Origin of the sequence: Paraburkholderia sp. MPAMCS5 (assembly GCF_036016995.1) — a bacterium.
Lineage (GTDB): Bacteria > Pseudomonadota > Gammaproteobacteria > Burkholderiales > Burkholderiaceae > Paraburkholderia.
This window is the reverse complement of record NZ_JAYXBK010000002.1, coordinates 547,591-560,769: the sequence shown is the minus strand read 5'-3', so window position 1 is coordinate 560,769 and position 13,179 is coordinate 547,591. Positions and strand designations below refer to the sequence as shown.

Here is a 13,179-nt window from a genome sequence, read left to right as displayed (position 1 = left end):
CTCATTCCGCGTTGAGCGAGGCGTCCGGCGCCGGCGGAACCAGGAAGTGCTCGCGGTAGTACTTCAGTTCGTCGATCGACTCGTGGATGTCGGCCAGCGCCGTGTGCATCGCGCGCTTCTGGAAACCCTTGTAGATGGCCGGCTGCCAGCGGCGGCACAGCTCCTTGAGCGTGCTGACGTCGAGATTGCGGTAGTGGAAAAAGGTCTCCAGCTCCGGCATCCAGCGCGCCATGAAGCGGCGGTCCTGGCAGATCGAGTTGCCGCACATCGGCGACTTGCCCGGGGGCACATACTGCACGAGAAATTCGCGGATCAGCGCGGCCGCATCGTCTTCGCTGACGGTGGAAGCCTTCACGCGGTCGATCAGTCCCGAGCGGCCGTGCGTGTTCTGGTTCCACTGGTCCATTTTCGCGAGCGTTTCATCGCTCTGATGAATGGCGAGAACCGGGCCTTCGACCATGCGGTCGAGTGTCGAATTCGTCACCACCACCGCGATTTCGATGATGTGGTCGGAGTCCGGGTCGAGCCCGGTCATTTCCATGTCCAGCCAGACGAGGTTCATGTCGCTGCGCACGAGCGGCAGCGGTTCGGCGGATTCGAGGATGTCAGTCATGAAGGCAGCCCTGATAGCCGCGCGGAAGGCCTCCTGGAAAGCCTCCGTTGCCGCGGCGATGGTTCGTGATGGTTCGTTTCAGATGGTTTGAGCATGTCCCGCTGCGAGGCGGGAAGAAACATATAATTCTCGCATAGATACCACGGAATCCACGGATGCCTACCCTGTACTTCACCGTTCTGTTCGTCATCGCCCTCGTGGCGATGGTCGGCACCAAACTGTGGCTCGCGTCGCGGCAGATCCGCTTCGTCGCCGGCCATCGCGAGCAGGTGCCGAGCCAATTCGCGGGCACCATCGCGCTCTCCGCGCACCAGCGCGCCGCCGACTACACCGTCGAGCGCACGCGTCTTGCCATGATCGAAATCGTCGTCGGCGCAGCGGTGCTGATCGGCCTCACGCTGCTCGGCGGCGTGCAGGCGCTCGATCTCGCGATCTCCGACTGGCTCGGCCGCGGCTACGCCGGTCAGATCGCGCTCGTTGCGGCCGTGATCGCGATCACCAGCGCGATCGACCTGCCATTCGACTATTACCGGCAGTTCGGCATCGAGCAGCGCTTCGGCTTTAACCGGATGAGCAAGCGCATTTTCATCGTCGACCGATTGAAGGGCGTGTTGCTGGGCGCCGCGTTCGGGCTGCCGCTCCTGTTCGTCGTGTTGTGGCTGATGAACCAGGCCGGCAGCTTCTGGTGGCTGTGGACGTGGATCGTCTGGGTCGTCTTCCAGATGCTCGTGCTGGTGCTGTATCCGTCGTTTATCGCGCCGCTTTTCAACAAGTTCGAGCCGCTCAAGGACGAAGCGCTGAAAAGCCGCATCGAAGCGCTGATGAAGCGCTGCGGCTTCGCCGCCAAAGGCCTCTTCGTGATGGACGGCAGCCGTCGTTCCGCGCACGGCAATGCGTACTTCACGGGCTTCGGCGCGGCCAAGCGGATCGTGTTCTTCGACACCTTGCTCGCGCGTCTGTCGGGCAGCGAAATCGAAGCCGTGCTCGCGCACGAACTCGGCCACTTCAAGCGCCGTCATGTAATCAAGCGGATGCTCGTCACGTTCGCGATCAGCCTCGCGATGCTCGCGCTGCTCGGCTGGCTGAAGGAATCCGTCTGGTTCTACGAAGGGCTCGGCGTGAGGCCGTCGCTAGTCGGCGGCAATAGCGGGCTCGCGCTCGTGCTGTTCTTCCTCGCGCTGCCGGTGTTCATGTTCTTCGTCACGCCGCTTGGCAGCCTCAGCTCGCGCAAGCATGAATTCGAGGCCGACGCGTTCGCCGCCACGCAAACGGACGCGCAAGACCTCGTCAACGCGCTCGTCAAGCTGTACGAAGACAACGCGTCCACGCTGACGCCCGATCCGCTTTATACGGCGTTCTATTACTCGCATCCGCCGGCATCGCAGCGGATCGACCGACTGATGCGGCACGCATGAGCGGCCGCGCTCCGAAAGCGTCGCGCGCGGCGTCCAGCACGCGCGTAGGCGGTCTCGTGGTGGCCGCGCACGGCCGCCATTACCTCGTGGCGCCCGAAGACGGCGGTCCGATGCTTCAATGCTTTCCGCGCGGCAAACGCAGCGAGGTCGCCGTGGGCGATCGCGTGATGTACGAGCCGACTTCAGCGGACCAGGGCGTGATCGTCGAGATCGGCGAGCGGCGCAATCTGCTTTATCGCTCGGATCAGTACAAGTCGAAGCTGTTCGCCGCGAACCTCGACCAGTTGCTGATCGTGCTTGCCACCGAGCCGCACTTCAGCGAAGACCTGCTCGGCCGCGCGCTCGTCGCGGCCGAAGCCAACGAACTGAAGCCGCTGATCGTGCTGAACAAGATCGACGTGACCGACGCGCTCGAAGGCGCGCGCAAACGGCTCGAGCCGTATCGTGCGCTCGGCTACACGGTCGTGGAAGTGTCGATCAAGGCGCAGCCGGAAGCGGCTCGCGCGGCGCTGACCGAGCATCTGCACGGCCATGCGACGCTCCTGCTCGGCCAGTCCGGCATGGGCAAGTCCACGCTCGTGAATCTGCTGATTCCGGATGCCGAGGTCGCCACACGCGAAATTTCAACTGCGTTGAACAGCGGACGCCATACGACGACGTTCACGCGGCTTTATCCGTTGCCGAAAGATCTGCACAACCCACGCGGCGAAAACGGCGATGAAGGCGCGCTGATCGACTCGCCCGGCTTCCAGGAATTCGGCCTGCATCATCTGACCGAAGGCCGGCTGGAGCGCGCGTTCCCCGAGTTCCGCCCGCTGCTGCCGAACTGCCGTTTCTACAACTGCCATCACTTGCACGAGCCGGGCTGCGCGATCCTGGAAGCGGTCGCCGACGGCCGCATTCGCCGCGAACGGCATGCGCTGTACGCGCAACTCGTGCACGAAGCCAGCCAGATCGTGCGCTGACATGAAACTGATGCGCGCGCCGAATCTGATCATCGGACAGCACTGGGTCAATGTGCTGGAGACAGCGGGCATCGCCTGCGAGCTGCACAATCGCTATCTGAACGGCGCGCTCGGCGATATCCCGGCCGACCAGTGCGCGCCTGAATTGTGGCTCGTTGACGACCGCGACGAAGCCGTGGCGCGACGCTTGATCGATGCCGCCTCGCGAGGTCCGGAGGCCGGCGCGCCTTCCTGGCAATGCCGTCAGTGCGGCGAGACGCTCGAGGCGCAGTTCACCGTGTGCTGGCAATGCGGCACGCCGCGAAATCCATTGGACGGGTGAGACGGCGTGGCGGCGACTGCGCTGCCGTAGGGTCGAAAAAAAACGGGCGATTGCCCGTTTTTTTCTGTGCGCTGCCTATGTGGGTGACTATGGGGTGCCCATTCGGCGCTTAAGCCAGCCACACCGCGATCGTCAGCATGAGCAACAGGATCATCCACAGAACGACCGCACGCCAGACGAGGCCGACCGCCGATTGCAGCGTGCGCGGCGTGCAATCGTCGCCGACCTGCATGGGGCCGCCGTCGCCGGTTGCGAGCGCGTCGAGACTCGACTGTTCGGCCAGCGGACCGCTCAGACGCGCGCCGAGCGCCCCGCTGCCTGCGGCCAGCAGCACGCCGTCGTTCGCGTCCGGCCACTGGCGCGCATGGTTGCGCCAGGCATAAATCGCGTCTTCGAAATTACCGACGATCGCAAAGCCCAACGATGTGAGCCGCGCCGGCACCCAGTCGATCACGAAAAACGCGCGCTGCGCGAAACTCGAGAACGCAATGGTTCTGTCGTCGACGGGCCGCGCCCACGTACGCGACAAATGTTCGGCGATGCGATACAACACCGCGCCCGCCGGCCCGACCGGAAGCAGAAACCAGAAGAACACGCCGAACACATGACGATGCGACGCAACCACCGCGTGAATCAGCGTATGACGCACGATTTCGCTGACGGGCATGTCGATCGTGTCGAGACCGGTCCATTCGTTGAGAATTTCGCGCGCGCGGGGCACATCGTCGTTATTGAGCGCGAGATGGATGTCTGTGAAGTAATGGCTGAACTGGCGGAAGCCGAGCGTGAAATACAGCACCGCGACGTTCCACAGGAATGCCAGCGCAAAGTGAATGTTGTAGAGAACGTAGTAGATGAGCGCGGCGGCCAGCGTCCACGGCACCACCACCACGAGCCACGCAAGCAGGCCGTGCTTGGGCTTGCCGGCATCGAATCCGTGCGCCGCCGACTCCGCATGGTATTGAAGCAGCGCGGATACCGGATTGTTCGGCGACAGCGCGCGCACCTGTTCAATGATCAGAGCCAGCAATACGGAAAAAAAAGTCATGCGATACGCCGTGCTTTTTGAGTTTTACGATTGTTCCGTACGATAGCACAGGGCCGGATGCCGCTGAGCGCAGACGCTCCCAAACACCCGACGTGCACATACGAGGCCTTCGCTCAGGCCGCGAGAAAGCGATAAAAATTGCGCAGCATGCTGGCCGTCGCGCCCCAGATGAAATAGTGGCTGCCCGTGCCGCTCCCGCCTTTTTCGGCTGCTTCGAGCGATGCGCCGCGCGGATACGGCATCGCGAAAAAACGGCGCTCGCCGCCTTCATAACGAAACACGCGCTCTTCGTGATGCGCGGGGTTCATCAGGAAGGCGAGCGGCACTTCGAAGACCTCCGCCACTTCGAGCGCGTCCGCTTTCAAGGCGAACGGTGGATGCACGAGGCCGATCACCGGCGTCACGCGAAAACCCGTGCCCGTCAGATAGTCGGGCAACGCGCCGAGCACCTCCACACGCGACGGCGCGAGGCCGACTTCTTCCTGCGCTTCACGCAAGGCGGTGGCGGTGGCGTCGGCATCGAATGGTTCCTGACGGCCGCCCGGAAAACTGACCTGGCCGGCGTGGTCGTTCAAATGGTCCGCGCGCTGGGTCAGCAGCACCGTCAGCCCATTCGCGCGAATCACGAGCGGGATCAACACGGAGGCGACACGCGGATCGGCCTGGGTATTGCGCCACGGAGCATCGACGAACGACTCAGGCGTCCAGGCGATAGGCTGCTTGAAACGGCCACGCAGGCCATCGGGCGTCAGACGGTCCGCAGCCACGCGCGGCAGATGGGCGCCCGTCGCTTCGACAGGCAGGAGTTCTGGCTCAAAGACGGGTCGGATCAACGGGTCTCTCGAATAAGCGGATAGAGGAGATGCCGCTATTTTGACCTGGCAAACAAAAAAGCACCCGCGAGGGGTGCTTTTCCTTACAGCATTTACGCCTGGGAAGCAGCGCGGTCTTTCGAGACCAGCTTTTCCTTGATTCGAGCCGACTTGCCCGAACGGTCGCGCAGGTAGTACAGCTTCGCACGACGCACATCGCCGCGACGCTTTACGACGATGCTTGCCAACAGCGGCGAGTACGTCTGGAACGTACGCTCGACGCCTTCGCCCGACGAAATCTTACGGACGATGAACGACGAATTCAGACCACGGTTACGCTTGGCGATCACGACGCCTTCGTAAGCCTGAACACGCTTACGCGTACCTTCAACCACATTCACGCTGACAATCACCGTGTCGCCGGGGGCGAATTCGGGGATGGTCTTCTCGCCGAGGGCGCGCGCGATTTCTTCCTGCTCGAGTTTTGCAATCAGATTCATCACTGACTCCTAAGTCCATCTTGTCGGCGTTCGTACCTGCCTCGCATAAAAATGCCCGGCTACGGCCCCGATAGAGGATGGGTTCACATCAGGCGCCGTACACGCATGTGCGGCGCCGCCTTTTGTCCGCTCGAAAGACCGAGGCTTTACGCCTTCGGCTCTCCCTTCGCGAGACTTGTCAGCCATGCCTCATCGGCACGGCTCAACATCTTGTTCTTTCTGGCCTTGACGATCAGGTCAGGCCGCTTGTTCAACGTGTTGCGCAAGGCCTCACGCCGCCGCCACGCTTCAATCTCCGCGTGATGGCCGCCAAGCAGCACATCGGGGACGCGCACGCCCTGATACTCCTCGGGCCGCGTGTAGTGCGGACAATCCAGCAGCACGTCGACAAAACTGTCCTGTACCGCCGACTGCGAATCATTGAGCACGCCGGGCAACTGGCGTACGACCGCGTCCATCAACGCCATGGCCGGCAGTTCGCCCCCGGACAGCACGAAGTCGCCGAGACTGACTTCTTCGTCCACGACACGATCGAGCAAACGCTGATCAATCGCTTCGTAGCGGCCGCACAGCAGAATGAGGCCGGGCTCCGCGGCAAACTTCATCACACGCTCGTGATTCAGCGTTGCGCCTTGCGGCGACATCATCACGATGCGCGGCGCGCCGATGCCCTGCTCCGCCTGCGCGGCTTTCGCCGCGCCGATCGCGTCTTCCAGCGGCCTGGCCAGCATGACCATGCCCGGGCCGCCGCCGTACGGGCGATCGTCGATTGTGCGGTAGTTGTCGGTCGTGAAATCGCGCGGATTCCACGTACGCAACCCATAGCGCTCCTGCTTCGCCGCCCGGCTGGTAATGCCCCAGTCGGTCAGCGCGCGAAACATGTCGGGAAAGAGCGTGACGACATCGAACTGCATCGCTCTCTCCGTTTTAGCGAACTCGATTTGCTGAACTATCAATAATCGGCTTCCCAGTCGACGATGATCTGTTTCGCCGCCTGGTCCACCGTTTTGACAAACACACCGACGAACGGAATCAAACGTTCGGCAGTAACCGGCTTGCCGGTTTTGTCAGCGCCCGGATATTCGATGCGCAACACCGAGTGCGCACCGTTGTCAATCATGTCTGCAACCTTGCCCAGATTGACGCCGGCAAGGTTCACCACATCTAGGCCGAGCAGGTCGACCCAGTAGAATTCGTCGGCTTTGAGCACCGGAAATTCGCCGCGGCTGATATAGACGCGCGAGCCGCGCAGTGCCAGCGCCGCGTCGCGGTCAGTGACGCCGCCCAGATGGGCCACCACACTGTCGCTATGCGTTTTTGCCTGCAATGACGGCGCCGACGTGCGCTCGCGGCCTTTCATCAGCCACCAGCGCTTCGCGCTCAGCAATGCGTCGCCGCCCTGCCCGGCGTCCGCATGCGCGGCCACCTTGACCCAGCCTTTGAGACCGTAAGCGTCGACGATTGCGCCAACCTCGACCGCGTCGGCCGGCCAGCTTTCCGCCGTTTCCGCGCGCATTGCTGCTGCTTCGGAACCGGCGTCTGAAACATTGGCTTTCGCCTTACCTTCGGCTCGCTCGACCGGCTTACGGACGAATGCACCGAAGGGCGCCTGATCAGACGTCTTTGCGCGCGGGTTCGCCTCTTTAGCCGCTTCTCCTGCCTTTACGCGACCTGAATTGCCGGAATCACGTTCGGACATGATTGAACCTCGCTACGAACTTCGACGCCTGCTTCGGCAAGACTTCTTGCGCATCGAACTGCTCCCGCAAGCTGCGCGGGCCGCCGGCCAAACCGACGACGATACGCACGCGAGCTACCATTAAGCAGCCGGCTGCGCCTTTTGCGCTTCTTTCACGAGACGCTCGACCGTCGGCGACAGTTGTGCGCCCACGCCTTGCCAATACGTCAGGCGATCTTGAGCGATACGCAGGGATTCGCCCTTCGTAGCGACCGGGTTGTAGAAACCAACGCGCTCGATAAAGCGGCCGTCACGACGGTTACGCGAGTCGGTTGCGACGATGTTGTAGAACGGGCGCTTCTTGGAGCCGCCACGAGCCAAGCGGATGATGACCATACTAGAATCCTTGAAAACCGGGGTTCGGAACGACTGAAACACGCGATTATAGCGGGAAACTGACGCCATAACAAACACTTAACCGGGATAAACTCGGCAATGGGGTTGCGCCGTCCCTACAGCGCGAGTCCGGAACCTCGCGAAAACGCCTGAAGAACCTGACGGATTGCCTGTGAAATCTCTGTCGCAAACCGCCTTTCCGCTGATTTTTGCCATTCGCCGAATCGGCTCCGGCCGCCTCGCGCGCGGTTTTCGGCTCGGCTTTCGCCGCGCGGCGGCGGTCACGCTGGCCGTCACCGCCTGCTCGGCTCTGGCGGCGCCACCCGTGGAGCACATCAAGCTGCCGCCCGGCTTTCACATCCAGATTTTGTCCGACGCGGTGCCGAGTGCACGCGCCATGGCGCTCTCGTCGAAGGGCATTCTGTATGTAGGCAGCCTCGACGGCCATGTCTACGCGCTCGAACTGCAGGACGGACGCGTCACCGCGCGCCATATAGTCGCCTCGGGACTCGAAACGCCCATGGGCGTGGCATGGCGCGACGGCTCGCTCTACGTGTCGGCCGTGTCGAAAATTTTGCGCTTCGATTCGATCGACATCCACCTGAACGCGCCGCCCAAGCCCGCTGTCGTCACCGACAAACTGCCTGGCGAAACTCACCACGGCGGCAAATTCATCGCTTTCGGGCCCGACGGCAAACTTTATGTGCCGCAAGGCGCGCCCTGCAACGTCTGCCTGAAAGACCGCGACCGCTACGGAATGATCGGCCGCATGGAGCCGGACGGCAGTCACTACGAAGTCGTAGCACGCGGCGTGCGCAACTCGGTCGGCTTTGCATGGCATCCGACGACGCACGAGCTGTGGTTCACCGACAACGGCCGCGACCTGATGGGTGACGATGTGCCCGACGACAAGCTAAACCGCGCCTCGCGCGCCGGCATGGATTTCGGCTTTCCGTACTGCCATGGCGGCGACACGCCCGACCCGGAATTCGGCGCGGGCCACCCCTGCAGCACATTCACGCCGCCGGTCGCAAAACTGGGCGCGCACGTGGCCGCGCTCGGCATGCGCTTTTACACCGGCGCGATGTTCCCGTCCGACTATCGCAACAACATTTTCATTGCCGAGCACGGTTCGTGGAACCGCAGCAAGAAGGTCGGATACCGCGTGGTGCGTGTTATCACGGAGCCCGACGGCAGTCATGCGCGACAGGAAGTGTTTGCCGAGGGATGGCTTCAGCCAGGCGAAACCGCCTGGGGCCGCCCGGCCGACGTTCTGCCTTTGCCCGACGGGTCGCTGCTGATCAGCGACGACTACGCCGGCGCCGTTTACCGCGTCACGTACTCGGCGCATTGACCCGCTTGCGGCTGCTCAATGTGCGGTGTTGCAGCCAAACTGACATCCCAAGACGGGAGCGCGAAGCCGACAGCGGAAGCGGTATTACGCCCGCCGCCGCCCGTGCGGCTGCGATGCGGCTGTCATGCAGCTGTCGCGCGGCTGTCATGCAGCTGTTCGCGTGCGCCAGGTGACCCGCCACACGCGGCCGGCGTAGAATGCGCGGCGGTACGTGCCCAACGGCGCGCCGCGCCCTTCAAGCGCCCTTGCTCTCCGTTGCTCCCCGTTAATCTGCCCTCGCCTACATGTCCACGCCTGTTTCCACCACGACTTACTTCCGCTCCAAAACGATTACCGCCGCGCTGGCTTTTTTCCTGGGCACCTTGGGCGCGCACCGCTTTTACCTCTACGGCAGGCGCGACATTTACGGCTGGGCTCATGTGATCGGCACGCTGATCGGCATCCCAGGTGCGATGCTGCTGGTGGCCAGCGAGCGGTCCTCGATACTCGGCTGGGTTCTGGTCTTTCCCGGCGCCGTTTCCGTTCTCGCCGCATTTCTCGCCGCAATCGTCTACGGCCTGCGCCCGGACGACAAGTGGGACAGGCAATTCAACGCGCATACACAGCGCAAAAGCCGCTCCGGCTGGACCGTGATCTTCGTGGTGATCTTTTCGCTGCTGATCGGCGCGTTCCTGTTGATGACCGGTCTCGCCATCTCCTTCCAGACTTATTTCGAAGGGCAAGTGCAGGCGGCGAAGGCGCTTTCTCAGTAACAGGCCGCGCACTGCCCTAGAAAAGATCGAGTTGCTGATTGTCACGCGTTGCCGCCTGAACGCGTGGCGCCTCGTTACGCCGAAATTGCGACATATCCAGGATGCCGCGGTCGCGCTGGTTGAGCCCCAAACGGCGCACGGCCTGATGGAATCGCTGTTTCAGCAGATCGGCCCATAAACCTTCCCCCTTCATTCGGGTGGAAAAAGAGGCGTCGTAGTCTTTTCCGCCCCGCATATCGCGCACGCGCGCCATCACGCGTTCGGCGCGATCCGGAAAATGCGCCGCGAGCCAATCCTGGAACAGCGGCGCGACCTCCCACGGCAGACGCAGCACGATATAGCTCGCATTGCACGCGCCGGCTTCTGCGCACGCCTCCAGCACCCGCTCCATGTCGGGCTCAGTAACGAACGGAATGACGGGCGCAATACTCACCCCGACCGGAATGCCCGCCTCGCTCAACGCGCGGATTGTGCGCAGCCGCCGTGACGGCGTGGCCGCCCGCGGTTCCAGCGTGCGCGCGATGTCGGCGTCGAGCGTCGTAATGGTGATGGCCGCCATGAACTGTCCGCGAGCAGCCATGGGCGCGAGCACGTCCAGATCGCGCTCGATCAGCGACGATTTGGTAATTGCCGCAAACGGATGGTTTCGCTCGCTTAATATCTCGATCACGCGCCGCGTGAGCCGCCAGTCACGCTCAGCAGGCTGCCAGGCGTCGGTATTGACGCCGAGCGCAATGGGCTCCGGTTCGTACGATTTCTTCGATAGCTCGCGCTCCAGCAACTCGGGCGCGTTGACCTTCGCGTAGATCTGGCTTTCGAAGTCAAGTCCCGGCGAAAGGCCGAGATAACTATGCGTGGGCCGCGCGAAGCAATAGATACAGCCATGCTCGCAACCGCGATACGGATTCAGCGACACGCCGAATGGAATGTCCGGCGACGTATTGCGCGTGAGAATGCTCTTTGCCCTTTCCTCGAACACCTGCGTGCGCAAGACTTTAGGCGCTTCGCCTTCGTCTGGCACGGCGAGCCAGCCGTCGTCGACCGCTTCACGCTGGTCGACTTCGTAGCGCCCTTGCAAGTTCGTCACGGCCCCGCGCCCTTTGCGGGGCGCAGGTGGCGCGATAGGAAACTCAGCGGCAAAACGGATATGGGGTTCGGTCACGGCTCAGGAAAGCAAATAGGCAAAAGGCCAAAAGACGAACGGCGCAAACACCTGTATAAATATACAGTGTTTACGCCATTTGTCGAGCCCTGCGAAACGCCTAGCGCATGCCCTCGTCGCCCACCGGGATGGTCAGCGTTTCCTTGATCTCCTCCATCACCACGTAGCTTTTCGACTGCACCGCACCGGGCAACTGGAGCAGGATGTCGCCGAGCAGCTTGCGGTAATCGGCCATCTCGCCGATGCGCGCCTTGATCAGATAGTCGAAGTCGCCCGACACCAGATGGCACTCGAGCACTTCCGGAATTTTCTGCACCTCGCGGCGGAACTGGTCGAACATGTTGCCGCTTTTGTGATCGAGCGTAATTTCCACGAACACCAGCAGCGCGGCGCCCAGTTCGGCCGGATTCACCCGCGCGTGATAGCCCATGATCACGCCGTCGCGCTCCATGCGCTTCACCCGCTCGATACACGGCGTCACGGACAGCCCGACCTGTTCCGCGAGGTCTTTCATCGCTATCCGGCCGTCCTGCTGGAGCAGCCGAAGAATCCTGTGGTCGAGCTTGTCAAGGGTCCGGACCGGCTGACGCTGCGTGCGCATAGTGTTTTTTCTGAAAATCGTGAAAATACGATAACAAAACCTACATTCATCCCAATAGTATAGCGGTTAACACTGGGCGTCCGGCATTACACCTCGTTAATCGAATTAATTTCAACGAATCGACGAGCGCACCGCCCTCCAATCTTGCTGAATTTTCTGGAGCAGCTATGCGAATCGTCGTTTTGGGCAGTGGCGTCGTCGGCGTGACGAGCGCGTATTACCTCGCGCGCGCGGGTCACGACGTGACTGTTATCGACCGTGAGGCGGGTCCGGCGCTCGAAACCAGTTTCGCGAATGCCGGCCAGATCTCGCCGGGCTATGCCTCGCCGTGGGCGGCGCCCGGCGTGCCATTGAAAGCCGTCAAATGGATGTTCCAGAAGCACGCGCCGCTCGCCATCCGGCTCGACGGCACGCAGTTCCAGTTGCAATGGATGTGGCAGATGCTGCAAAACTGCACGGCCTCGCGCTATGCGGTGAACAAAGGCCGCATGGTCCGCCTCGCCGAATACAGCCGCGACTGCCTGCAAGCGCTGCGCGCGGAAACCGGCATCCGGTATGAAGGCCGCACGGGCGGCACGCTGCAAGTGTTCCGCACGCAGCAGCAATTCGACGGCGCCGCGAAAGATATCGCCGTGCTGGAAGAAGCCAATGTGCCATATGAACTGCTGTCGGCGGCCGAGCTGGCTCAGGCCGAACCGGCGCTCGCCGCGGTCTCTCACAAGCTGACGGGCGGCCTGCGCCTGCCCGGCGACGAAACCGGTGACTGCCAGATGTTCACCACGCGCCTCGCCGCGCTCGCCGGGCAGTTGGGTGTGAAATTCCGCTACAACACGCCGATCGATGCGCTCGCCATGGCCGGCGACCGCGTTGCCGGCGTGCAATGCGGCGGGGAACTCGTGCGCGCGGATTCGTTCGTGGTCGCGCTCGGTTCCTACTCGACCCGGTTCCTCTCCGACCTGGTGAAAATTCCCGTGTATCCGCTGAAGGGTTACTCGATCACGGCGCCGATCGCAAATGAAGCGGCAGCGCCGGTCTCCACCGTGCTCGACGAAACCTACAAGATCGCGATTACCCGCTTCGACGACCGGATTCGCGTCGGCGGCATGGCTGAGATCGTCGGCTTCGACAAATCGTTGCGCAACGCTCGCCGCGAAACGCTGGAACTGTGCGTGAACGACCTGTTCCCCGGCGGCGGCGACACGTCGAAGGCAACGTTCTGGACCGGCCTGCGGCCCATGACGCCGGACGGCACGCCAATCGTCGGCCGCACGCCGGTGGCCAATCTGTTCCTCAATACGGGCCACGGCACGCTCGGCTGGACAATGTCCTGCGGTTCCGGGCAATTGCTGGCCGACGTGATGTCCGGCAAACAGCCCGCCATCAAGGCAGACGACCTGTCGGTGCATCGCTATCTGGGCGAGACGGGCGGCGCGCATCGTCCGGCTTATGCGTGACGCACATGCGTAGCACGCTGCTCGCCGGTTTGTAATCGCAAAAATCGGCCTGCAAAAACAAACGGCGCCTTGCTGGAAGGCGCCGTTTTTCTTCATGCAAGCCGTGT

Annotated in this window: 15 protein-coding genes; 6 read left to right on the top strand and 9 right to left on the bottom strand. The window is 62.6% G+C overall.

The features are described from left to right. Window position 1: 1 nt before the first annotated feature. Window positions 2–613, bottom strand: a complete 612-nt coding sequence (orn, locus tag VOM14_RS06680) for an oligoribonuclease (RefSeq protein ID WP_327627936.1) — start codon at window positions 611–613, stop codon at window positions 2–4. Between the two features lie 155 nt (window positions 614–768). Between orn and VOM14_RS06675 the strand changes: the two genes are divergently transcribed. The 3 genes from VOM14_RS06675 to VOM14_RS06665 are packed head-to-tail and all read left to right on the top strand — an operon-like array spanning window position 769 to window position 3,315. Beyond that, window positions 769–2,028, top strand: coding sequence for a M48 family metallopeptidase (locus tag VOM14_RS06675; RefSeq protein WP_327627935.1), 1,260 nt, complete (start codon window positions 769–771; stop codon window positions 2,026–2,028). Next, on the top strand, window positions 2,025–2,993 hold the full coding sequence (gene rsgA / locus VOM14_RS06670; RefSeq protein WP_327627934.1) for a ribosome small subunit-dependent GTPase A: 969 nt from the start codon (window positions 2,025–2,027) through the stop codon (window positions 2,991–2,993). The genes VOM14_RS06675 and rsgA overlap by 4 nt, the downstream gene beginning before the upstream one ends. Window position 2,994: 1 nt before the next feature. Next, window positions 2,995–3,315 carry a putative signal transducing protein gene (locus tag VOM14_RS06665; RefSeq protein ID WP_327627933.1) on the top strand — a complete coding sequence of 107 codons (321 nt, stop codon included), beginning with the start codon at window positions 2,995–2,997 and terminating at the stop codon, window positions 3,313–3,315. A gap of 109 nt (window positions 3,316–3,424) precedes the next feature. Here VOM14_RS06665 and VOM14_RS06660 read toward each other — a convergent pair whose 3' ends face one another. The 6 genes from VOM14_RS06660 to rpsP form a co-directional block, all read right to left on the bottom strand. Then, window positions 3,425–4,363 carry a CobD/CbiB family protein gene (locus VOM14_RS06660; protein ID WP_327627932.1) on the bottom strand — a complete coding sequence of 313 codons (939 nt, stop codon included), beginning with the start codon at window positions 4,361–4,363 and terminating at the stop codon, window positions 3,425–3,427. Window positions 4,364–4,476: 113 nt separating this feature from the next. Continuing rightward, entirely contained in the window at window positions 4,477–5,196 is a 720-nt protein-coding gene (locus VOM14_RS06655; RefSeq protein WP_327627931.1) for a CoA pyrophosphatase, read from the bottom strand. A gap of 92 nt (window positions 5,197–5,288) precedes the next feature. Further along, on the bottom strand, window positions 5,289–5,675 hold the full coding sequence (rplS, locus tag VOM14_RS06650) for a 50S ribosomal protein L19 (RefSeq protein WP_020069334.1): 387 nt from the start codon (window positions 5,673–5,675) through the stop codon (window positions 5,289–5,291). 146 nt (window positions 5,676–5,821) lie between these two features. Further along, window positions 5,822–6,589, bottom strand: coding sequence for a tRNA (guanosine(37)-N1)-methyltransferase TrmD (gene trmD, locus VOM14_RS06645; RefSeq protein ID WP_327627930.1), 768 nt, complete (start codon window positions 6,587–6,589; stop codon window positions 5,822–5,824). A 38-nt stretch (window positions 6,590–6,627) separates the two neighbouring features. Then, window positions 6,628–7,374, bottom strand: coding sequence for a ribosome maturation factor RimM (gene rimM / locus VOM14_RS06640; protein ID WP_327627929.1), 747 nt, complete (start codon window positions 7,372–7,374; stop codon window positions 6,628–6,630). 120 nt (window positions 7,375–7,494) lie between these two features. Continuing rightward, the gene (gene rpsP / locus VOM14_RS06635; protein ID WP_006050280.1) at window positions 7,495–7,749 is read right to left on the bottom strand and encodes a 30S ribosomal protein S16; all 255 of its coding nucleotides are present in this window, start codon (window positions 7,747–7,749) and stop codon (window positions 7,495–7,497) included. A 166-nt stretch (window positions 7,750–7,915) separates the two neighbouring features. Here rpsP and VOM14_RS06630 point away from each other — a divergent pair, with 166 nt between their 5' ends. Both VOM14_RS06630 and VOM14_RS06625 read left to right on the top strand, forming a co-directional pair. Next, window positions 7,916–9,103, top strand: coding sequence for a PQQ-dependent sugar dehydrogenase (locus VOM14_RS06630; RefSeq protein ID WP_442955518.1), 1,188 nt, complete (start codon window positions 7,916–7,918; stop codon window positions 9,101–9,103). A 284-nt stretch (window positions 9,104–9,387) separates the two neighbouring features. Next, on the top strand, window positions 9,388–9,855 hold the full coding sequence (locus VOM14_RS06625; RefSeq protein ID WP_327627928.1) for an NINE protein: 468 nt from the start codon (window positions 9,388–9,390) through the stop codon (window positions 9,853–9,855). A 16-nt stretch (window positions 9,856–9,871) separates the two neighbouring features. On the opposite strand, the gene VOM14_RS06620 is transcribed toward VOM14_RS06625, so the two are convergent. Together VOM14_RS06620 and VOM14_RS06615 are read right to left on the bottom strand one after the other, a co-directional pair. Further along, window positions 9,872–11,002, bottom strand: a complete 1,131-nt coding sequence (locus VOM14_RS06620) for a PA0069 family radical SAM protein (RefSeq protein WP_327628118.1) — start codon at window positions 11,000–11,002, stop codon at window positions 9,872–9,874. A gap of 115 nt (window positions 11,003–11,117) precedes the next feature. Then, window positions 11,118–11,618, bottom strand: a complete 501-nt coding sequence (locus VOM14_RS06615) for an Lrp/AsnC ligand binding domain-containing protein (RefSeq protein WP_327627927.1) — start codon at window positions 11,616–11,618, stop codon at window positions 11,118–11,120. Between the two features lie 167 nt (window positions 11,619–11,785). Between VOM14_RS06615 and VOM14_RS06610 the strand changes: the two genes are divergently transcribed. After that, window positions 11,786–13,072, top strand: a complete 1,287-nt coding sequence (locus VOM14_RS06610) for a D-amino acid dehydrogenase (protein ID WP_327627926.1) — start codon at window positions 11,786–11,788, stop codon at window positions 13,070–13,072. Window positions 13,073–13,179: the final 107 nt, after the last annotated feature.

What these genes read in the sequence shown, in the direction of transcription:
- orn (WP_327627936.1), bottom strand. Translation starts at nt 613, where the DNA reads ATGACTGACATCCTCGAATCCGCCGAACCGCTGCCGCTCGTGCGCAGC.
- VOM14_RS06675 (WP_327627935.1), top strand. Translation starts at nt 769, where the DNA reads ATGCCTACCCTGTACTTCACCGTTCTGTTCGTCATCGCCCTCGTGGCG.
- rsgA (WP_327627934.1), top strand. Translation starts at nt 2,025, where the DNA reads ATGAGCGGCCGCGCTCCGAAAGCGTCGCGCGCGGCGTCCAGCACGCGC.
- VOM14_RS06665 (WP_327627933.1), top strand. Translation starts at nt 2,995, where the DNA reads ATGAAACTGATGCGCGCGCCGAATCTGATCATCGGACAGCACTGGGTC.
- VOM14_RS06660 (WP_327627932.1), bottom strand. Translation starts at nt 4,363, where the DNA reads ATGACTTTTTTTTCCGTATTGCTGGCTCTGATCATTGAACAGGTGCGC.
- rplS (WP_020069334.1), bottom strand. Translation starts at nt 5,675, where the DNA reads ATGAATCTGATTGCAAAACTCGAGCAGGAAGAAATCGCGCGCGCCCTC.
- trmD (WP_327627930.1), bottom strand. Translation starts at nt 6,589, where the DNA reads ATGCAGTTCGATGTCGTCACGCTCTTTCCCGACATGTTTCGCGCGCTG.
- rimM (WP_327627929.1), bottom strand. Translation starts at nt 7,374, where the DNA reads ATGTCCGAACGTGATTCCGGCAATTCAGGTCGCGTAAAGGCAGGAGAA.
- rpsP (WP_006050280.1), bottom strand. Translation starts at nt 7,749, where the DNA reads ATGGTCATCATCCGCTTGGCTCGTGGCGGCTCCAAGAAGCGCCCGTTC.
- VOM14_RS06625 (WP_327627928.1), top strand. Translation starts at nt 9,388, where the DNA reads ATGTCCACGCCTGTTTCCACCACGACTTACTTCCGCTCCAAAACGATT.
- VOM14_RS06615 (WP_327627927.1), bottom strand. Translation starts at nt 11,618, where the DNA reads ATGCGCACGCAGCGTCAGCCGGTCCGGACCCTTGACAAGCTCGACCAC.
- VOM14_RS06610 (WP_327627926.1), top strand. Translation starts at nt 11,786, where the DNA reads ATGCGAATCGTCGTTTTGGGCAGTGGCGTCGTCGGCGTGACGAGCGCG.